This window comes from Dyella sp. A6, from assembly GCF_036320485.1.
Taxonomy (GTDB): Bacteria; Pseudomonadota; Gammaproteobacteria; order Xanthomonadales; family Rhodanobacteraceae; genus Rhodanobacter_A; species Rhodanobacter_A aluminiiresistens.
On record NZ_CP132911.1, the window covers coordinates 3,526,602 to 3,544,847 of the forward strand.

Annotated in this window: 20 protein-coding genes; 9 read left to right on the forward strand and 11 right to left on the reverse strand. The window is 67.0% G+C overall.

All coding sequences use genetic code 11. The features are described from left to right. Positions 1 to 12: 12 nt before the first annotated feature. The 10 genes from pssA to RA164_RS15775 all read right to left on the reverse strand — a co-directional run bounded on the left by pssA (position 13) and on the right by RA164_RS15775 (position 8,667). Positions 13 to 1,413 carry a CDP-diacylglycerol--serine O-phosphatidyltransferase gene (gene pssA / locus RA164_RS15730; protein ID WP_329741782.1) on the reverse strand — a complete coding sequence of 467 codons (1,401 nt, stop codon included), beginning with the start codon at positions 1,411 to 1,413 and terminating at the stop codon, positions 13 to 15. A gap of 79 nt (positions 1,414 to 1,492) precedes the next feature. Beyond that, positions 1,493 to 2,086 (reverse strand): hypothetical protein, encoded by a 594-nt coding sequence (locus tag RA164_RS15735; protein ID WP_329741783.1) that lies wholly within the window; start codon positions 2,084 to 2,086, stop codon positions 1,493 to 1,495. Further along, positions 2,083 to 2,577, reverse strand: coding sequence for an RNA polymerase sigma factor (locus tag RA164_RS15740; protein WP_329741784.1), 495 nt, complete (start codon positions 2,575 to 2,577; stop codon positions 2,083 to 2,085). The genes RA164_RS15735 and RA164_RS15740 overlap by 4 nt, the downstream gene beginning before the upstream one ends. Positions 2,578 to 2,582: 5 nt before the next feature. After that, the gene (locus RA164_RS15745) at positions 2,583 to 3,335 is read right to left on the reverse strand and encodes a hypothetical protein (RefSeq protein ID WP_329741785.1); all 753 of its coding nucleotides are present in this window, start codon (positions 3,333 to 3,335) and stop codon (positions 2,583 to 2,585) included. Between the two features lie 59 nt (positions 3,336 to 3,394). Further along, a complete protein-coding gene (locus RA164_RS15750; RefSeq protein ID WP_329741786.1) occupies positions 3,395 to 4,171 on the reverse strand; it encodes a sulfite exporter TauE/SafE family protein in 777 nt (258 codons plus the stop codon). A gap of 27 nt (positions 4,172 to 4,198) precedes the next feature. Then, the gene (locus tag RA164_RS15755) at positions 4,199 to 5,206 is read right to left on the reverse strand and encodes an HlyD family secretion protein (protein ID WP_329741787.1); all 1,008 of its coding nucleotides are present in this window, start codon (positions 5,204 to 5,206) and stop codon (positions 4,199 to 4,201) included. Between the two features lie 26 nt (positions 5,207 to 5,232). Further along, positions 5,233 to 5,433: a DUF1656 domain-containing protein gene (locus RA164_RS15760; protein WP_329741788.1), complete on the reverse strand. Its 201-nt coding sequence runs from the start codon at positions 5,431 to 5,433 to the stop codon at positions 5,233 to 5,235. Next, positions 5,423 to 7,549, reverse strand: coding sequence for an FUSC family protein (locus RA164_RS15765; RefSeq protein WP_329741789.1), 2,127 nt, complete (start codon positions 7,547 to 7,549; stop codon positions 5,423 to 5,425). Before RA164_RS15765 ends, RA164_RS15760 begins: the two co-directional genes overlap by 11 nt. A 3-nt stretch (positions 7,550 to 7,552) precedes the next feature. After that, the gene (locus RA164_RS15770; protein ID WP_329741790.1) at positions 7,553 to 8,047 is read right to left on the reverse strand and encodes a MarR family transcriptional regulator; all 495 of its coding nucleotides are present in this window, start codon (positions 8,045 to 8,047) and stop codon (positions 7,553 to 7,555) included. Positions 8,048 to 8,250: 203 nt separating this feature from the next. After that, positions 8,251 to 8,667, reverse strand: coding sequence for a DUF4156 domain-containing protein (locus RA164_RS15775; protein ID WP_329741791.1), 417 nt, complete (start codon positions 8,665 to 8,667; stop codon positions 8,251 to 8,253). Between the two features lie 349 nt (positions 8,668 to 9,016). Between RA164_RS15775 and RA164_RS15780 the strand changes: the two genes are divergently transcribed. From RA164_RS15780 to RA164_RS15810, 7 genes are all read left to right on the forward strand, one after another. Beyond that, positions 9,017 to 9,223, forward strand: coding sequence for a hypothetical protein (locus tag RA164_RS15780; protein WP_329741792.1), 207 nt, complete (start codon positions 9,017 to 9,019; stop codon positions 9,221 to 9,223). Positions 9,224 to 9,257: 34 nt separating this feature from the next. Next, positions 9,258 to 9,725, forward strand: a complete 468-nt coding sequence (gene trmL / locus RA164_RS15785) for a tRNA (uridine(34)/cytosine(34)/5-carboxymethylaminomethyluridine(34)-2'-O)-methyltransferase TrmL (RefSeq protein ID WP_329741793.1) — start codon at positions 9,258 to 9,260, stop codon at positions 9,723 to 9,725. A 48-nt stretch (positions 9,726 to 9,773) separates the two neighbouring features. After that, the gene (locus RA164_RS15790; protein ID WP_329741794.1) at positions 9,774 to 10,436 is read left to right on the forward strand and encodes a ubiquinone biosynthesis accessory factor UbiJ; all 663 of its coding nucleotides are present in this window, start codon (positions 9,774 to 9,776) and stop codon (positions 10,434 to 10,436) included. Beyond that, a complete protein-coding gene (gene ubiB, locus RA164_RS15795; RefSeq protein ID WP_329741795.1) occupies positions 10,433 to 12,085 on the forward strand; it encodes a ubiquinone biosynthesis regulatory protein kinase UbiB in 1,653 nt (550 codons plus the stop codon). Before RA164_RS15790 ends, ubiB begins: the two co-directional genes overlap by 4 nt. Positions 12,086 to 12,165: 80 nt before the next feature. Next, complete coding sequence (locus tag RA164_RS15800) at positions 12,166 to 12,876, forward strand: pseudouridine synthase (protein ID WP_329741796.1); 711 nt, start codon at positions 12,166 to 12,168, stop codon at positions 12,874 to 12,876. 84 nt (positions 12,877 to 12,960) lie between these two features. Continuing rightward, a complete protein-coding gene (arfB, locus tag RA164_RS15805; protein WP_329743571.1) occupies positions 12,961 to 13,383 on the forward strand; it encodes an alternative ribosome rescue aminoacyl-tRNA hydrolase ArfB in 423 nt (140 codons plus the stop codon). A gap of 68 nt (positions 13,384 to 13,451) precedes the next feature. Next, positions 13,452 to 13,970, forward strand: a complete 519-nt coding sequence (locus tag RA164_RS15810) for a 1-acyl-sn-glycerol-3-phosphate acyltransferase (RefSeq protein WP_329743572.1) — start codon at positions 13,452 to 13,454, stop codon at positions 13,968 to 13,970. Between the two features lie 77 nt (positions 13,971 to 14,047). On the opposite strand, the gene RA164_RS15815 is transcribed toward RA164_RS15810, so the two are convergent. Beyond that, positions 14,048 to 15,058, reverse strand: a complete 1,011-nt coding sequence (locus tag RA164_RS15815) for a LysR family transcriptional regulator (protein WP_329741797.1) — start codon at positions 15,056 to 15,058, stop codon at positions 14,048 to 14,050. A 145-nt stretch (positions 15,059 to 15,203) separates the two neighbouring features. Here RA164_RS15815 and aceB point away from each other — a divergent pair, with 145 nt between their 5' ends. Together aceB and aceA are read left to right on the forward strand one after the other, a co-directional pair. Further along, a complete protein-coding gene (gene aceB, locus RA164_RS15820; RefSeq protein ID WP_329741798.1) occupies positions 15,204 to 16,796 on the forward strand; it encodes a malate synthase A in 1,593 nt (530 codons plus the stop codon). A gap of 106 nt (positions 16,797 to 16,902) precedes the next feature. Beyond that, on the forward strand, positions 16,903 to 18,198 hold the full coding sequence (gene aceA / locus RA164_RS15825; protein WP_329741799.1) for an isocitrate lyase: 1,296 nt from the start codon (positions 16,903 to 16,905) through the stop codon (positions 18,196 to 18,198). Positions 18,199 to 18,246: the final 48 nt, after the last annotated feature.

An 18,246-nucleotide genomic window follows, 5' to 3' on the forward strand; every position in this document is an offset into this window, starting at 1 on the left:
CGGCCTCGCCTCTCACAGCAACCGGTTCACCAGCCGGTCCAGCCGGACCCGGCTCAGCCGGCGCAGCAGCCGCTGCACTTCCGGTGGATAGCGGCGCAGGCTCTGCAGCTGACGGTAATCGGCCACGGTCACGGCATGCCGGTGCAGCGCCTCGCGCTCGGCACGGTGCTGCGCCAGCAACTGGCCTGCGGGGTCGCGCAGCAGCAGCGCGTTTTCCAGGTCCAGCGCCCAGGCGCGCGGGTTGAGGTTGTGACCGGTGAGCAGGGCGTACTCGTCGTCAACGAACAGGCCCTTCAGGTGGTAGCTGTTGTCCCCGTCGCGCCATAGACGGACGACCAGCTGACCCCTTTCCAGTTGCCGGCGATGCGCACGCATGTAACGGCGCAGGTTGTTCTCGTACAGGTAAGGCAGCAGCCCGATGGTGCGGAACGGCTGCGGCGGCGGAATGTAGAAGTCGCTGGCAGTCTTGTCGCCGACCATGATGTCCACGCGGCAACCGCGCCGCAGCGCCTGACCGATCGCCACACGCACCGGCTTGGGCAGATTGAAATAGGGTGTCAGCAGCACGATCTCGCGCTGCGCGCTGCGTAGCAGCGCCAGCATCGCGGCATTCAGCGCATTCTCGGCCCGGCCGAAACCGAGCAGGGGCGTGACGGCCACCTGCCCGTCCGTCAGCGCGGGAAGCTGCGGGCGTGCATACGAAGCCTGCTGCAGCTGCGCGCGAAAGGCCCGGATGGACGGCAACAGGCTGCGCGTCGAGGGCGGATCGGGCAGGTCCAGCCGTCGCACCGCCTCGCTGCCGTGGAACTGTCCCCGCACGAACCCGGCCATGCTGTCCGCCAGTTCGCGGTCGCGGATGCAGTGATAGCGGTCCAGCCGATAGCGCCCATGCGTGGCCAGATACACGTCGTTGAGGCTGGCGCCGCTGTACAGCACCGTGTCGTCGAACACGAAGCCCTTGAGGTGCAGCACGCCGAACAACTCACGGCTCTGCACCGGCACGCCCCAGATCCGCACGCCTGCCCCGAACCGCTGCGCGTATTCCCTGTACATCGCCGCATTGCCCGGACTCTTGTGCTTGCCGATCAGTCCGCGCTGGGCACGATGCCAGTCCACATAGATGTCGATCTCCAGTTCCGGATGCCTGGCACGCGCCGCATACAGCGCATCCAGCACCTCGTGCCCTGCGTCGTCATCCTGCAGGTACAAGGCCACCATCACGATGCGCCGCGTGGCCTGCGCAATCTGCGTCAGCAGGGCCTGGCGGAACGCCGCCGGCTCATGCAGTGTCTCGATGGCCTGTGCGGGCACGGCGAATCCGGGCAGGGACTCCAGCCACGCACGCGATTTGCGGCGCAATGGCGAGACAAGACGGCGGGCGATCCGCCGGGGCGCACTGATCAGCTTGTTCATGGAGGCAGGATACGCAAAGAACGCCAGCAACAGCGGCCAAGCTTGCCTTGTTTGCGCCGATACCGGCAATCCGCCCCAGTCAGCTATCCTCCTCGCGCAACAGCGCTTCCACCTGGCGCAGCCGGCGTCGCTGCCGGCGCAGGAAGAACACGAAGAACACCAGCGCCACCAGGAAGATCGTCCCGCAGAAACCCACGTTCAGTATCAACATGTGCCGGAACGCGGGATCGTGACGCCAGCGCGACGGCGCCAGCCAGGGCGCGGCGATCGGCAAAGTGATCGCCAGCAGCAGCGGTATGCTGAGGATGTTGATCCACGCGATGCGGATACCCGCCCGCGCCCGGCGCGCAGTCAGCCGCAGCAGGTCGGACACGCTCCCGGTCGGCGCACGCCAGGTACCCCGGCGTACGCGCAGAGACAGGTACGGCGTCGGCGCGATCAGCACCACGAACACCAGCACCGCCCACAGCTTCCAGCGGGCATCCGCGGCCGGCATGAACAACACGCGCACCAGCTGGCCCGCAGCCACCAGCGAAACGAGCCATTCGAACGCGATCACCATACGCATTTGCCACAGCTTGCGTCGCACCCGCGCGCGCAGGCGACCCAGGTCGACCGGCGGCTGGCGTTGCCAGTCCTCGCCCCAGCGGCTCCAGTCGTCGTGCGGAATCATGCGGATTCTCCCAATGCTGTCTTGAGCGCCTTGCGCGCGCGGTTTAGACGCACCGCTGCGTTGTTCGCGCTAATGCCCAGCGCGTCGGCGATTTCCTGCTGGCTGAAACCTTCCAGCGCCAGCGTCACCGCTTGGCGCAGGGTCAGCGGCAGGGCGCGCACCGCGTCCTGCAGGCGCAGACGCTTTTGTTCCAGTTGCGCGTGCGACTCCGGACTGTGCGCCGGATCCGCCAGGTTCTCGTCGAGCACGTGCGTCGCGGGGTGCCGTGTACGGCCGATCACGTGGCTGGCGCCACGGTTGTGCGCCACGCGCGCCACAAAGGTCTTCAGCGCAGCCTCGCCGCGCCATGCCGGCAAAGCCTTCCACAGCGCCAGCGTCATGTCCTGCAGCAGATCGTCGCGCAGCGACGGATCGGCCTCGTAGCTCGCTGCGATGCGCGACAGCAAACCGGCATGCTCGCGCAGCAGCGTGTCGAACGCCCCCTGCCCCATCGTCCTCAGTCCGCCACGACCGGAGTCGGCACCACCGACCGCAGATCGCGCCACACCACGTACGTGCTCGCCATCGACCAGGGCACCACGAACGGCAGCATGACGAGCATAGTCCAGCCTGTGGACAGCATCAGCAGGAACAGCGCCAGATCGATCAGCAGCAACACGCCGAAAGGGGAGGCATGGCGCAGCACCATGCGCACGCTGCCGGTGATCGAGCGCCACGGTGACTGGCCGTCGAACAGCAACAGACACGGTGCCAGCAGCAGCAGGATTGACACCAGCACGCCCGGCAGCAGCAGTACCCGCATGAACGTCAGTGTCATCAACTCCCGGTGGGCCATGGCATGCCCGAGCAGCACTGCGTCCACCGCCGGCCAGCCATACACCAGCCAGGCCACAGCCTGCTGCACGGCGAACACGCCTAGCCCCCACATCGCTGCCAGCGCCAGTACCGGCCACAACTCTCGACGGCACATGCCATCCAGCAGACACGACCAGCGCAGGTGCCCTCCCCTCGCCCGTTCATCCAACCCGAGCAAGATACCCATCAGCAGAACAGGAACGACCAGCTTGGACAAGGCCACACCGATCCACGGGATCAGCTGAAGGATAGTCTCGACGAGCAGCTGCAATGCACACAGCACGAACAATCTGAATGGCGCGCGCCACCATAAGCGCAGGCCATCCAGGCACCAGTACAACGCCCGGCGTGCAGGCACTGCAGCGACCGGCAGGCTTTCGGGTACGACGGACATGGCGACAACCTCACGCGTGGTGATGACCTCTCTCCTAGTCCTCACGCGCCACCAAAAACTTACACGCGCCCTATCTCGCGCCAGAGCATGAACACGCCGACCACCGCGATCACCACCGCCAGCAGCCGGTTGAGCACGCCGCGCTTGCGCGCGAGGCGCTGGGCACCGAGTGCACCGATCCAGCCGCCCACCAGGCCGCCGGCGAGGAATTCGGCGGCGATGTGCCAGTCGATCAGGCCCGACGCAGCGTAGCTGGCCGCGGTGGTGGCGCCGAACATGCCCACCGCGAGCAGCGCCGAGCCGATCGCCTCGATCACGTCGAGACCGCCGGCGAACATCAGGCCCGGCACCACCAGGAAACCGCCGCCGATACCGAAGAAGCCGGACAACCCGCCCGCGAACAGGCCGGTGCCGCTCAGCCACGGCAGCGGATGCGGCCGGCGCACCGGCGCCCGCGAGGCGCGCGGATGCCACATCAGCGCAGCCACCACCAGCATCAGAATCGCAAAGAACACCAGCAGACGCTGGCCATCGAGCCACTTGCCGAGGCTGGCACCGGCGAACGCGCCGGCCACGCCAGCCACACCGAACACCGTCGCCTCGCGCCAGCGCACGTGGCCGGCCCGTGCATGCGGCACCAGGTTGGCGAAGGCATTCAGCGACACCGCCAGCGCACTGGTGCCGATCGCCAGGTGCGGGTCGTGCACGCCCACCACATAGAGCAGCAGCGGCGTAGCGAGGATCGAGCCGCCGCCCCCGATCAGCGCCAGCGAGGCACCGACCAGCGCACCACAGAACAGGGCCAGCAGATCGTGCGGAGCAAGGATCGCGTCCATGCCCCGTAGCCTAACGCGAGTCGCGTGTCAGTGCTTCGCGTGCGGTTTCACTTCGATCGTGGCCGTCATGCCCGCTGCCAGCACCATGCCCTTGGGCACGCTGGCGGTGTCGATGGCGATGCGCACCGGCACGCGCTGCGCCAGGCGCACCCAGTTGAAGGTGGGATTTACGTTGGCCAGCAGGTTGCTGCCGGTCGGGTTGTCGCTGTCGGTGATGCCCCGGGCGATGCCGGTGATGGTGCCCTTGAGATGCACGCCGCCGGCCATCAGCCGGATGTCGACCGGATCGCCCACGCGCAGCTGCGGCAGCTTGGTTTCTTCGAAATAGCCGTAGATGTAGTAGCTGTGGCTGTCGATCAGGGCCAGCCGGGCCACGCCGGTGGTGGCGTAGTCGCCGACGCGCACGTCCAGGTTGGTGACATAGCCGTCCGCAGGCGCACGCACTTCCGTGCGCCGCAGGTTGAGCTTGGCCACATCCACTGCGACCTGCGCCTGCTGCACGGCAGCCAGCGCCTGCTGCGCCGAGGCGCTGGCCTGCTTGCGCGAGGCCTGCGCGGCGCGCAGGTCGGCGCGGGCATTGTTCGCGGTATCCACCGCATTCTGTCGCGCTTCTTCGGAAATAACGTTGCGCTCGGCCATGCGCAGGCGACGCGCGGCCTGGGCCCTGTACATCTGGTATTCGCTCTCGCGCCCGGCAATGGCCGCCGCCGCTGCCGCAGTACCGGCGCCGGCCGCCCGTGCATTCGCCTGAGCGGCATCGAGATTGGCCTCCGCTTGCTGCAGCGCGAGTATGTAGCGCTGCTGGTCAATCACCATCAGCACGTCACCCTTGTGGACGAACTGGTTGTCCTTCACCTTCACCGCGGCCACCAGGCCGGACACATCGGGCGCCACCTGCACCACGTTGGCACGCACACGACCGTCGCGGGTCCAGGGCGAATACAGGTAGTGCTTCCACAGCGCGTGGCCCAGCACGATGGCGATCACCACCACCAGGGCAGTGAGAATGAAGCGCGGAAGCGAAGTCTTGTTCATGGTCGAAACCTGGTCTTGTACGCAGCTCAGCGAAGCAACAGCAAGGCCGCCAGACTGAACAAGCCGGCGAACACGGCCAGGCGGAACAGCGGCGGATGCCATACGAAACGGTAAAGGCCGTAGCGGCCGATCAACGAATCGATCAGCCACATCAGCAACAGACTGCCGATGAACACCGGCAGCAGGCCGGGCATCAGCACATCGGAAAGAGCGATCTCACGCGGCATGGGCGGACTCCATCGGGTCGGCCTGCTGGTAGGCCGCCATCGGCGATTCCTCGTCGCGCAGCGCACTGCGCAACTGATGCAGATAGGGGCGCAATGGTGCGGCGCCGTGGCCGGCCTCGACACAGCCCTGCAACGCCAGCTGCACGGCTTCATCGGCACTGCGCCAGCGCACCGCATCCGGCTGGCTGAACAGCCGCGCCACACGGTGCACGGCCGTATCGACCGCCAGTCGAAGGTCGGGCGACACGGCACTGTCCTGCAGCTCCCGACGCAGTTCGATCAGCGCGCGACCGCATTCATGCACAGCCAGCGCCCAGGCCAGCAGACGCCGCGCGTCCCCGCTGCCCGGCCGCGTGTGCGCGACCAGCTGCTGGAACAGGTCACGACTGACGCTTTCGAAATGCCAAGCCAGCCCGGGAAGCGGCTCGGTCGCGGCCAGCATCACCTGGCCACGCAGCCGGCGCATCTGCCGCATGCGCTGCCAGCCGCTGCCGGTCACTGCCGGTATGAACACGAAGGCGACGCCGGTCAGCGCCACGCCAGCCAACTGCGCCAGTGCATCGTTGAGGGTGTGGACCGGGTCGTAGACCATCGGGTTCTTCAACGACAGCAGGTAGACGAAACCGATCGCGTAGCCGCCGCCGATACCTGCCCAGCGCGGTCTTGTGCTCAGCCACGGGCCGATCATCAGGAACGGCACGATCACCGCCAGCAGCATCACGAAGCCGTCGCTGCCGGGCAGCATCCAGTACATCGCCACGAACGCGCAGACCATGCCGGCGGTATAGCCGATCAGCATGTCGAACGTGGACGCGAACGGGTTCGGCGAGGCGGCGAACAACCCGCTGAAGATGGTGGCGAGCAGCATTGCGCTGGCACCGTAGGGCCAGCCGCTGATCACCCAGAACACACTCAGCGTGATCATCGTCAGGAAGGTACGCAGCACCGCGACGACGGCGCCCGCATGGTCGTTGCCGCGATGGAAATGCGCACGCTCCACATTGCCACGCTGGACGCCGGCCCGCAGCGCGATCTCGGTTGTCGTGAATTCGTGCAGCTCGGAGGCGAAGCGGCGCAGCAGGGTGTCGCCGGTATCGAATTCGAGCTGAGCCGCCGGATCGGTCAGGGTGGCACGCAGCGATTCGGCGTGCACCGGCAATGCTTCGACGCAGGCGCGCAGCCGCGGCGCCAGCACATCCGGATCATGGCGCTGCGCGGGTGCGGGCGCCAGCGCCGCACCCAGCGGGCGGTACAGTGCGATCAACGCATCGGCCACCGACGTTCGCTGGTTGCGCAACAACCGGTTGATCAGGTGATGCAGTGACTGGAAGCTGGTCGACGCAGCCATGTAGTGCTGGTTGAGCAGCCGCATGCGGGCACTGCGGGCGCGTGCCTCCGGGTCTTCGAAGATCACCGAGGCGCGCAGGTCTTCCAGCTGCACCGCCGCACGCACGAATTCCAGATGTGCCTTGGCCATCTCCGCTCGCGGGATCGCCCCGCCCGTACTGCCGCGGGCAAAGTCGATGAAACGTGCGAACTGCTCGCGCGCGCTCTGCCGCAGCACCATGCGCAGGCGCTCGGGGACCACCACATCGCTGACCACGCCGGCCACGAAAATGCCGAGCAGCACCTCACTGACGCGCATCAACGCCGAATTGAACACATCCAGTGGCGAACTCACCACCGGCAACGCCACGATCGCCGCCGTGTAGCCGGCCAGCACGAAACCGTAGGCCATGAAGTTGCGGTACAGCATGGCCCCGCCCGCACACAGCGCCACCCACAAGGACAGGCTCAGCAGGAACAGCTCGCGTTGCTGCGGGAACACGCACAGCAGAACCAGTCCGCACAGACTGCCAGCCAGGGTGCCGATGCCGCGGTAGAAGCTCTTCGCCAGCACCATGCCGCTTTTCGGATGCATCACGATGGCCACGGTGATCATGGTGGTGGACGGCTGTTCCAGCCGCAGCCACATCGCCAGCCACGCGCCCAGGCACGAAGCCAGTACCGACTTGCCCACGAAGATCCAGGCGCGCCCCTCGCCGGCAAAAGCCTCGGTCAGCCACGACGCGCCCGACGTGGCCTGGGAATGCTGGTTCAGCGACGCGGACGTCATGCTTCAGGCCTCGTCGAGCCCGTTCAGGAATTTCTTCAGCAGCGTCTCCAGCTGCATGCTTTCGGCTGGTTTCAGGCAGGCCGCCTGCCGCTCCAACAGGGTGCAGATGGATGGCAGGAAAGCCTCGATCATCGCCAGGCCTTGCTTGCTCAGGGTCAGCGTGACCTTGCGTCGGTCCTCGTCGCTGGCGGTGCGTTCGATCAGCCCCTTGTCGCACAACTGACTTGTAAGGCGCGTGATGTTGGCAGATTTCTCGCCCGCGGCGTCGGCCAGCTGCGAGGGATTCAGCGAATACGCCTCGGTGCCGTACATCATCATCAGGATGTTGTACTCCGGATGGCCGATCCCCCACGGCTTGAGGATCGCATTGGCGTCGTCATGCACCCGCTTGTGGATGTGCTTGACCAGTCGCACCAGCACAGCCGGTTCACGCGGAAACGCGGGATAGCGGCGGCAGGTAACCGCCAGGCGTTGTTCGGTGAGTTCGAAGCTGCTCATTATTTAGTACATAAATGTAATATCAATATGTGAATTGTATGCCTGCCTGTTGCGCTGCGCAAGCGCACGGCCGGACCGGCCAGTGCTATATAGCGCCGGCATTCAGGCAAACGGAAACCACGACCATGCGAAGGCATCGCATGACCCCGAATGGAATTCGCTACAGATCGAACCCGCCGGACGACACCCGGGGGTGGGGCGACTCAACCGCCCTGGATCGGGTAGGTCTTGAAGGCACCCGGTGCCGACGATGCAGCGGGCGGATTGCCGGCCGGAGCCTGGCCGGTGGCCGGTGTCAGCGGACGGGTACCGCACTGGTAGGCACCCCAGGTCTGCGACCCGTCGACCGGCTGGCTCAGCGGCTTGATGGTGTCGGCCTGCATGCCGACCGCCTCGTTGCGAGCCATCACCTGCAGCTCGTCGCGCACCTTGATGCCGTTGCGGTCGATCGGCCCGACGTGATTGAGCACCGAAACCGTGATCTTGCCCAGGTCGTGACAACCCGACACGTCGCCGTTCCATGCCGTGCGCACCTCGCGCGATGCCGGCGTCGGCGTGATGCCCCAGGTGCAGCCCCCGAGCAGCAGGGCAGGGACGAGCAGCAGCACGGTCTTGCGCATGAGGGGCTCCACGAAATGACAGGCGGTATGGCGGGCGGATGAAGGCCGGCACGGCACCGGGCCCGCGACATCGTAACGCGTGGATGCGAAAGCGTCCTGTATGCCGGCTTACTTGAGGTGCCGATGCACGCTGCACGCCACACCACGGTCGGCGACGGCACCGCCCCGCATCTGCGTCCGCAACACTGTCCGGCAACGGGCGCGCACTGTCCGCGGACAGACAGTCCGCACGACAAGACCCAACAAAAAACACGCAATATCAAAAGCCTACAAAGAAGCGACACGCTGGCACGGCCCTTGCCATACCTCCAGTGCAGGCCATCCAGGCCCCCTACCCGGAGATACGGACATGAAATTCGAAACCTTGCTGCTACGCGGACTGTTCATCGCCACCCTGCTCGCTTGCTGCATGACCGTCGTCGGCATGGCACGCCCGACCACGCATACGCGTCAATTCGCGCTGGCTGCACCGGCCACCGCCGTGGTCTCGGCAAACCAGGTCGCCTGCGCACTGCCCGCCGACGGCGTGCTGTGCCCGCTGAAGCCGGTAGGCTGAGCGCACGGCGACGGTATCCGGCGATAATGGGCGGATGCTGCATGTCATCCTGTTCAATCCCGAGATACCGCCGAACACGGGCAACGCCATCCGCCTGTGCGCCAACACCGGCGCCGCGTTGCACCTGATCCGTCCGCTGGGCTTCGCGCTCGACGACACGCGACTGCGCCGTGCCGGACTGGACTACCACGAATACGCACGCGTCGACGTGCACGACAGCCTCGACGACTGCCTGTCCGCGATCGGCCATCCGCGCGTGTTCGCCTATTCCACCCGCGGCACGGTCGCGCACACCGACGCACGCTACGTCGAGGGCGACGCACTGTTGTTCGGCTGCGAGACCGCCGGACTGCCCGCCGCCGTACTCGACAGCATTCCGGCCGCACAGCGGCTGCGCCTGCCGATGCGGCCGGACAGCCGCAGCCTGAATCTTTCCAACGCCGTGGCCGTGGCCGTGTACGAGGCATGGCGGCAGCTCGGCTTCGTCGGCGCCGCCGGCTGAGTGGCGGTTCGACACCGGAAACACGGACAGCCCGGCTACAATCGCGGGATGAATGCCCCCGCTCCCAATGCCTGGCTGCCACGGCCGTTGCGCACGCTCGCCGGCCGCGCCCTGGAAACCGCGCTCAATCATGTCCTGTCGCTCGACCCCGACACCCAGCAGGCGCTGACCGCACTGGACGGCCGCCGTGTACTGCTGCATCTGCGCGGACCGGAACTTGCGCTGGCGGTCACCGTCGACGGCAACCAACTGCGGGTCGGCCCGCCGGACGCCGACGCCCCCGACGGCGGCACCCTGCGCGTCGCCTCCACGCCCGGCAGCCTGCTGGCAATGGCGCTGCGGCGCGACGACGACGGCGTGGCGCCGGGCAAGGTGGAGATCGCCGGCGATGCCGACCTGGCGCGCCGGCTGCAGAAACTGGCCGACCGCTTCGCCCCGGATTTCGAGGAAGCCTTCGCGCGCACCTTCGGTGATGTGCTCGGCGTGCCGGTGGCCCGGGCGATGCGTGCGGCACTGAGCCACGCCCGGACATCGGCCAGCCACTTCGTCGAGGATGGCGCCGCATGGCTGCGCGACGAGACCCGCGTGGCGATGGCCCCGGGCGAAGTCGAGGATTTTCTCGACGGCGTCGACCTGCTGCGCGAACGCAGCGAGCGGCTGGAAGCCCGCCTCGCCCGGCTCGAACGGCGGCTCAGGGGTACCTCCGCATGACCCGGCTTTCCGCCGTGCCGCGCCTGCTGCGCGTCGCCACCATCCTGCTGCGCTACCGGCTCGACGAACTGGTCGAGGCCACCCATCTGTTCCGCCCGCTGAAGCTGGTCCGCCCACTGCTGGGCCGTCCCGAAGTGGACGTGCGCACGCTGTCGCGCGGCGAGCGGCTGCGCCTGGCACTGACCGAGCTGGGGCCGATCTTCGTCAAGGCCGGCCAGGTCCTGTCCACCCGGCGCGACCTGGTTCCTGCCGACGTGGCCGATGAGCTGGCCCTGCTGCAGGATCAGGTGCCGGCGTTTCCCGGCGCGCTGGCAAAAGGCATCGTCGAAGCGGAACTGAAGCAGCCGATCGGACGCATCTACGCCCGCTTCGACGAAACCCCGCTGGCCTCGGCCTCGATCGCCCAGGTGCATGCGGCCACGCTTCACGATGGCCGCGAGGTGGTGGTGAAGGTATTGCGTCCCGGCATCGACGCGAAGATCGCGCGCGACGTGAAACTGCTGCGCTCGCTGGGCGAGCTGGCCCAGCGCTGGCATCCGAATGCCGACAAGATCCGCCCGCTCGACGTGGTCGCGGAAGTCGAGAAGATGTTGGAGAACGAACTCGACCTGCAGCGCGAAGGTGCCAGCGCCAGCCTGCTGCGCCGCAACTTCGCCAGCGGCGTCGATCTCTACGTGCCCGAGGTGCACTGGGATTTCACCGCCGCACGCGTGCTGACGCTGGAACGGGTGCACGGCGTGAGCTGCGACGATATCGCCGCCATCGACGCCGCCGGCATCGACCGCAAGACGCTGGCAGCCAAGGGCGTGCGGCTGTTCTACGAACAGGTGTTCCGCGACAATTTCTTCCACGCCGATGCGCACCCGGGCAACATCTGGGTCGACCCCGCACAGGTGCACGAGCCACGCTTCATCGCGCTGGATTTCGGCATCATGGGCTCGCTGCCCGAAGCCGACCAGTACTGGCTGGCGCAGAACTTCATTGCGCTGTTCGAACGCGACTACGCGCGCATCGCCAAGCTGCATGTCGACGCCGGCTGGATGCCGTCCAACGTGCGCCTGGACGAACTGGAAGCCGCGGTGCGCACCGTGTGCGAACCGTACTTCACCCGCCCGCTGTCGCAGATCTCGCTGGCCGAACTGGTGGTCAAGCTGTTCCAGACCGCGCGCCGTTTCGAGCTGACCATCCAGCCGCAGCTGATCCTGCTGCAGAAGACCCTGCTGAACATCGAGGGTGTCGGCCGCATGCTCGACCCGGACATCGACATCTGGGCGGTGGCGCACCCGGTGCTCAAGCGCATCCTGCGCGAGCGCTACAGCCCGCTGCGCACCTTGCGCGAAGTGCGCCGACGGCTGCCGGAGTGGTTCCACATGGCACCGCAATTTCCCGAGCTGGTGCACCATGCACTGCAGGCTGCCGCCAGCGGCGAACGCCGCCTGGTCGCCGACGCTGGCGCGCTCGAACACCAGGCCCACCTGATGCGCCGGCTGCTGCATACGATGGCCAGCGGGCTGCTCGGCGCCGCGCTGATCGTGAGCGCCGCGCTGCTCTGGGCGCTGGCACCGCAACACGGCCCGTGGCCGCCGCTGGGTCTTGGCGTGATTGGCCTGCTCGCATTCGCCTGGGGCTGGCGCCGGGGACGCGCATGAGAGAAGTGAGCGAAAGCCCGCCGGATGATCGGCTCTCTCTCACTTCTCACTCCTCTTCACTCGCTTCCCGCTCCATCTCCATGTCCATCGAGATCCTTTATCAAGACGATGCCCTGCTCGCGGTGAACAAGCCGGCGGGCCTGCCCGTGCACCGCTCGAAAATGGTGAACGACGCCGAGCGCTATCTGGTCGACGTCCTGCGCGAGCAGGTGGGCGGCAACGTCCATCTCGCCCACCGCCTGGACCGCGCGACCAGCGGCGTGCTGCTGGTGGCGCGGTCCAGCGAGGTCGCCGCCGCGCTGGGCGAACAGTTCATGGGCCGCGACGTGCGCAAGCAGTACCTTGCCGTGGTGCGCGGCTGGCCGGAGCCGACCGAGGCGCTGGTCGACTACCCGCTGCCCGGCTCACGTGAAACCGGGCCACGGCGCGAGGCACGCACACACTATGCGCGACTGGCCACGGTCGAGGTGCCGATCGAACTGGGTCGCTATCCGCAACAGCGCTACGCACTGGTCCGGGCCGAGCCGGAGACGGGTCGGTTCCGTCAGATCCGCAAACACATGGCGCACATCCATCACCCGGTGATCGGCGACTGCCAGCACGGGCGTGGCGACCACAACCGGCTCTACAAGCAGCACTTCGGCTGCCACCGCATGCTGCTGCATGCATGGCGGCTGGATTTCGCGCATCCCGTAAGCGGTGTCCGGATGACGCTGGAAGCACCGCTGGACGACGCCTACGCCGCGCTGCTGGCGCGCTTTGGCTGGACCCTGGATGCGCCTGCGGAATGAGTGACACATAAGGACCGCAGCATGGCGGGCGCATTTGCCGCATCGCGCCACGTGATTCCGCCACCGATCCCGTACCATCGCGCCATGCTGACGATCAGCCGCACCCTTTCCCTGCCCGAGTCCGAACTGACCGAGCGTTTCCTGCGCGCGGACGGTCCCGGTGGCCAGCACGTGAACCGCACCGAGAGCGCGGTCGAGCTGCGCTTCGATGTGGCCCATTCGCCATCGCTGCCGGACGCGGTGCGCGAACGACTGCTGGCCCGCCGCGACCGACGCCTCACCGATGACGGCGTGCTGGTGATCCAGGCCCGCCGCTTCCGCGACCAGGGCCGCAACCGGGACGATGCACGCGAGCGACTGGTGGAGATCATCCGCGGCACCCTGGTGCCGCCCAAAAAGCGGGTGGAGACCAAGCCCACCCGCGCCTCCAAGGAACGCCGCCTGGCCGGCAAGCAGCAGCGCGGCCGGATCAAACAGGGCCGTTCTCGCGACTGGAGCCGCGAGTGAGCGACGCTTTCCTGCCCGAACTGCCACCCCAGGCACCGCGCCGCCACGCCCGTTTCTGGCCGTGGCTGATGCGTCACCTGCTGCGGCTGTCCGGCTGGCGGCTCGTCGGCGAGCTGCCCGACGAACCCAGGCTGGTGGTCATCGGCGCGCCGCACTCGTCCAACTGGGACGGCGTCTGGGGCCTGATGATGAAGATCGCGTTGAACATCGACGTGAACATCATGATCAAGCGCGAAGTGATGGACAGTCCGCTCGGCATCATCCTGCGTCCGCTCGGCCTGATCCCGATCGACCGCAAGGCCGCGATCAATATCGTGGGCCAGATGAAAAAACGCTTCGCCGAGCACGAGCGGATGTGGCTGGGGATCACGCCCGAGGGCACCCGCAAGGCCGTGACCCAATGGAAGAGCGGCTTTCTGCGCATCGCCCATGCGGCCGACGTGCCAATTCTGCCGGTCTTTTTCGACTACCCCAGCAAGACCTTCACGCTGGGCACGCCGGTGCGCGCCACTGGCGACTTCGATGCCGACATGGCCCGTATCCGCGGCCTGTTCCGGAACGCGCGCGGCAAGCACCGCAACGCCTAGCGACTTCCCTGAACCGGCGCGCTGTTGATGTCCGCCGAAACTCTGCCTGGATGGGCATCGAGCCAACGCCCGGGTCTTCAACGCTCCGAGTGGCCGGACTCGTCGTAGTCGCGATGGGTCAACAGGCCCGGACGGATCAGGTCGATGAAGGCTCGCGCCTCGGCGCCCAGGAACTTGCCCTTGCGCATCACCACGCCATAGCTGCGCTGCGGGAAATAGCGCTTCATGTTGTGCACGGCCAGACGCGTGCGATCGGCCTCGGTGATGCAGATGCCGGTGACGATGGAAATACCCAGCCCCATGGCCACGTATTCCTTGATCACATCCCAGCCGCCCACCTCGATCGCCACCTGGTACGGCACCTGGTTCTGCTGGAACACCAGGTCGACCAGGCGGTAGGTGGACAGCCGTTGCGGCGGCAGGATCAAACCGTAGGGGGACAGATCGCGCAGACTCACCGCGTCCTTCGAGGCCAGCGGATGATCCGGCGGCGTGATCAGCATCGGGTCGTAATGGCGCACCGGGGCCCAGGCGATGTCGTTCGGCACGTCCAGCATCGATCCCACCGCGAAATCGGCCTTGTCCTCGCGCAGCATCGCCAGGCCGTCCCGGCCGGTGACATTGGCCAGCTGCAGCTGCACCGCCGGAAAGCGTTCGCGGTAACGGCGCACCAGATCCGGCAGAAGGTACTGGATGGTCGAGGTGCCCGCGGCAATGACCAGCTTGCCGGCCTGCAAGCCCTGCACCTTCGAATGAAAGTCACGGTCCAGCGTGTCCCAGCCTTCCACCAGCGGCCGCGCCAGTTCGTACAGTGCCTCGCCGGCATCGGTCAGGTTGATGCGGCGGCGGCGACGCTCCAGCAGCGTGGCGCCAAGCTCCCGCTCCAGCGCCTGCAACTGCAGGCTCACCGTCGGCTGCGACAGGTACAACGCCTCGGCGGCACGACTCAAGGTACCCAGCTTGACGATGGCGACGAAGGCGCGCAGCTGCTTGTGGCGATTGCCCTTGTAGTAGTAACGCGCCGCCTCGTCGTCCTTGCGGACATGCTTCCCGGGAGCCGCCCGGGCCGATTTTGCAGGTGTCCGCATCGTGATGCCCATCCTTTCAAGGCTTTCTTTTCAATACTTTGCATAAAGTATTCAAAAATTCAATATGAATAATTGAAACATTTGCTTTGTCAAACCACTTTTCCCGGACGTAGCTTCGATCCCACACCGACATGTGGAGAAGCTCATGGCCGTACCCCAGGAAAAGCTCGCTCCGGCAAGCGTCCAGATCCACGCAGACGCCACCGGCTACGAGGACATACTGACCCCGCAGGCGCTGGACTTCCTCGGCCGGCTGCACCGCCTGGTCGAGCCACGCCGGCAGGCCCTGCTCGGGGCACGGCGGCAGCGCCAGGCGCACTGGGATGCCGGCGAGCTGCCGGACTTCCGCGCCGACACCGCCGGCATCCGCGCGGCCGAGTGGATGGTGGCGCCGATTCCCGCCGCGCTGCAGGACCGCCGCGTCGAGATCACCGGCCCGGTCGAGCGCAAGATGATCATCAACGCGCTGAATTCCGGCGCCAAGGTGTTCATGGCCGACTTCGAGGACTCGTCCGCGCCCACCTTCGCCAACCAGCTCGACGGCCAGCTCAACCTGCTCGACGCGGTAGCCGGCACGCTGGAGTACACCTCGCCCGAGGGCAGGCACTACCGCGTCAACCCGAACCCCGCCGTGCTGGTGGTGCGCCCGCGCGGCTGGCACCTGCCCGAGCGCCATATCAGCGTGGACGACGAAGCCATCGCCGGAGCACTGGTGGACTTCGGGCTGTTCGTCTTCCACAACGCCCGCGCGCTACAGGCCACGGACCGTGGCCCGTATTTCTACCTGCCCAAGCTGGAGGCGATGGAAGAAGCCGCGCTATGGGACCAGGCGATGGCCTTCGCCGAGAACGAGCTCGACCTGCCGGACGGCTGCATGAAGGCCACCGTGCTGATCGAGACCCTGCCCGCCGCGTTCCAGATGGACGAGATCCTGCATGCCTTGCGCGGCCGCGCCGTCGGCCTGAACTGCGGGCGCTGGGACTACATCTTCTCGTACCTCAAGACCCTGCGTGGCCATCCCGACCGCCTGCTGCCCGAACGCGGTCAGGTGCAGATGACGGTGCCGTTCCTGAAGGCCTACTCGGAACTGTTGATACGCACCTGCCATCGGCGCGGCGCCTTCGCCATGGGCGGCATGGCCGCGCAGATTCCGATCAAGGGCGACCAGGCCGCCAACGACGCCGCACTGGCCAAGGTGCGGGCCGACAAGCTGCGCGAGGTGCAGGCCGGCCACGACGGCACCTGGGTGGCGCATCCCGCGCTGGTGCCCGTGGCACAGGCGGTGTTCGACCAGCACATGCCCGGCCCCAACCAGCTGCAGCGCTTGCGTGACGATGTCGAAGTCACTCGCGAGCAATTGCTGGCGCCGTGCACCGGCACCATCACCCGCGCCGGCTTCGACAACAACGTGGAGGTGGCGCTGCGCTACACCGCCGCCTGGCTGGGCGGACAGGGCTGCGTGCCGATCCATCACCTGATGGAAGACGCCGCCACCGCCGAGATCGCCCGTGCCCAGCTGTGGCAATGGCTGCACCACGGCGGGGTCGAATTCAGCGACCACGCACCAATCGACTTCGCCCTGTTCGACCACGCACTGGCCAGCCACGCCCACCGCCTGCGCGACAGCGACGTACCCGGTGCCGACCACGTGGACGAAGCCGCCCAACTGCTGTCGAGCCTGACCCATGCCGCCAGCCTCGGCGACTTCCTGACCCTGCCGGCCTACGACCGGCTTTGACGGAGCACCCGCCTCCCACCGGAGGCGCGCCCCTGGACCACCTGCAAGCCACTTCACCCAACCCCTCGGCCAGCCGCGGAGGGGCCCGACACCACGGAGTCATGCCATGAAGAGCACCTTGCCCACCGCCGAACAGATCCGCCTGGACTGGAGCAACAACCCGCGCTGGCGCGGCATCCAGCGTCATTACAGCGCCGAAGACGTGATCCGCCTGCGCGGCACCGTGACGGTGGAACACTCGCTGGCCCGCCACGGTGCCGAGCGCCTGTGGACGTCGCTGCACAGCGAGGATTTCGTCAATGCCCTCGGCGCACTCACCGGCAACCAGGCCATGCAGCAGGTGAAGGCCGGCCTGCAGGCCATCTACCTCAGCGGCTGGCAGGTCGCCGCCGACGCCAACGTGGCCGGCGAGATGTATCCCGACCAGTCGTTGTACCCGGCCAACTCGGTGCCGCAGGTGGTCAAGCGCATCAACAACACCCTGCTGCGTGCCGACCAGATGCATCACGCCGAAGGCAACGACAGCATCGACTGGCTGGTGCCGATCGTGGCCGACGCCGAGGCCGGCTTCGGCGGCGTGCTCAATGCGTTCGAGCTGATGAAGGGCATGATCGAGGCCGGCGCCGCCGCGGTGCATTTCGAAGACCAGCTCGCCGCCGTGAAGAAATGCGGCCACATGGGCGGCAAGGTGCTGGTGCCCACCCGCGAGGCGGTCGACAAGCTCAACGCCGCGCGCCTGGCCGCCGATGTCAGCGGCGTGCCGACCCTGATCATTGCGCGCACCGACGCGGATGCTGCCGACCTGCTGACCTCGGACATCGACGACAACGACAAGCCGTTCGTGACCGGCGAACGCACCGTCGAAGGCTTCTTCCGCACCCGGCCCGGCCTGGACCAGGCAATCAGCCGCGGCCTGGCTTACGCGCCCTATGCCGACCTGATCTGGTGCGAGACCAGCAAGCCCAACCTGGACGACGCGCGCCGCTTTGCCGAGGCGATCCACGCGCGCTTCCCGGGCAAGCTGCTGGCCTACAACTGCTCGCCCAGCTTCAACTGGCGGAAGAACCTGGACGACGCCACCATCGCCCGCTTCCAGCGGGAACTGGGCGCCATGGGCTACAAGTTCCAGTTCATCACCCTGGCCGGCTTCCACAGCCTGAACTACGGCATGTTCGATCTGGCGCACGGCTATGCGCGCCGCCAGATGAGCGCCTTCGTCGAGCTGCAGGAAAAGGAATTCGCCGCCGCCGATCGCGGCTTCACCGCAGTCAAGCATCAGCGCGAAGTGGGCACCGGCTACTTCGATGCCGTGACCCAGGCCATCCAGCAGGGGCAGTCGTCCACCACCGCACTGAAGGGCTCGACCGAAGAGGCGCAGTTCAGGCAGGCCTCGGCCGCATAAGGTTCGTTAGCGGCCACGCCACCACCAAGGCGCGACCTGTGCGCGATA

What these genes read in the sequence shown, in the direction of transcription:
- pssA (WP_329741782.1), bottom strand. Translation starts at nt 1,413, where the DNA reads ATGAACAAGCTGATCAGTGCGCCCCGGCGGATCGCCCGCCGTCTTGTC.
- RA164_RS15735 (WP_329741783.1), bottom strand. Translation starts at nt 2,086, where the DNA reads ATGATTCCGCACGACGACTGGAGCCGCTGGGGCGAGGACTGGCAACGC.
- RA164_RS15740 (WP_329741784.1), bottom strand. Translation starts at nt 2,577, where the DNA reads ATGGGGCAGGGGGCGTTCGACACGCTGCTGCGCGAGCATGCCGGTTTG.
- RA164_RS15745 (WP_329741785.1), bottom strand. Translation starts at nt 3,335, where the DNA reads ATGTCCGTCGTACCCGAAAGCCTGCCGGTCGCTGCAGTGCCTGCACGC.
- RA164_RS15750 (WP_329741786.1), bottom strand. Translation starts at nt 4,171, where the DNA reads ATGGACGCGATCCTTGCTCCGCACGATCTGCTGGCCCTGTTCTGTGGT.
- RA164_RS15755 (WP_329741787.1), bottom strand. Translation starts at nt 5,206, where the DNA reads ATGAACAAGACTTCGCTTCCGCGCTTCATTCTCACTGCCCTGGTGGTG.
- RA164_RS15760 (WP_329741788.1), bottom strand. Translation starts at nt 5,433, where the DNA reads ATGCCGCGTGAGATCGCTCTTTCCGATGTGCTGATGCCCGGCCTGCTG.
- RA164_RS15765 (WP_329741789.1), bottom strand. Translation starts at nt 7,549, where the DNA reads ATGACGTCCGCGTCGCTGAACCAGCATTCCCAGGCCACGTCGGGCGCG.
- RA164_RS15770 (WP_329741790.1), bottom strand. Translation starts at nt 8,047, where the DNA reads ATGAGCAGCTTCGAACTCACCGAACAACGCCTGGCGGTTACCTGCCGC.
- RA164_RS15775 (WP_329741791.1), bottom strand. Translation starts at nt 8,667, where the DNA reads ATGCGCAAGACCGTGCTGCTGCTCGTCCCTGCCCTGCTGCTCGGGGGC.
- RA164_RS15780 (WP_329741792.1), top strand. Translation starts at nt 9,017, where the DNA reads ATGAAATTCGAAACCTTGCTGCTACGCGGACTGTTCATCGCCACCCTG.
- trmL (WP_329741793.1), top strand. Translation starts at nt 9,258, where the DNA reads ATGCTGCATGTCATCCTGTTCAATCCCGAGATACCGCCGAACACGGGC.
- RA164_RS15790 (WP_329741794.1), top strand. Translation starts at nt 9,774, where the DNA reads ATGAATGCCCCCGCTCCCAATGCCTGGCTGCCACGGCCGTTGCGCACG.
- ubiB (WP_329741795.1), top strand. Translation starts at nt 10,433, where the DNA reads ATGACCCGGCTTTCCGCCGTGCCGCGCCTGCTGCGCGTCGCCACCATC.
- RA164_RS15800 (WP_329741796.1), top strand. Translation starts at nt 12,166, where the DNA reads ATGTCCATCGAGATCCTTTATCAAGACGATGCCCTGCTCGCGGTGAAC.
- arfB (WP_329743571.1), top strand. Translation starts at nt 12,961, where the DNA reads ATGCTGACGATCAGCCGCACCCTTTCCCTGCCCGAGTCCGAACTGACC.
- RA164_RS15810 (WP_329743572.1), top strand. Translation starts at nt 13,452, where the DNA reads ATGCGTCACCTGCTGCGGCTGTCCGGCTGGCGGCTCGTCGGCGAGCTG.
- RA164_RS15815 (WP_329741797.1), bottom strand. Translation starts at nt 15,058, where the DNA reads ATGCGGACACCTGCAAAATCGGCCCGGGCGGCTCCCGGGAAGCATGTC.
- aceB (WP_329741798.1), top strand. Translation starts at nt 15,204, where the DNA reads ATGGCCGTACCCCAGGAAAAGCTCGCTCCGGCAAGCGTCCAGATCCAC.
- aceA (WP_329741799.1), top strand. Translation starts at nt 16,903, where the DNA reads ATGAAGAGCACCTTGCCCACCGCCGAACAGATCCGCCTGGACTGGAGC.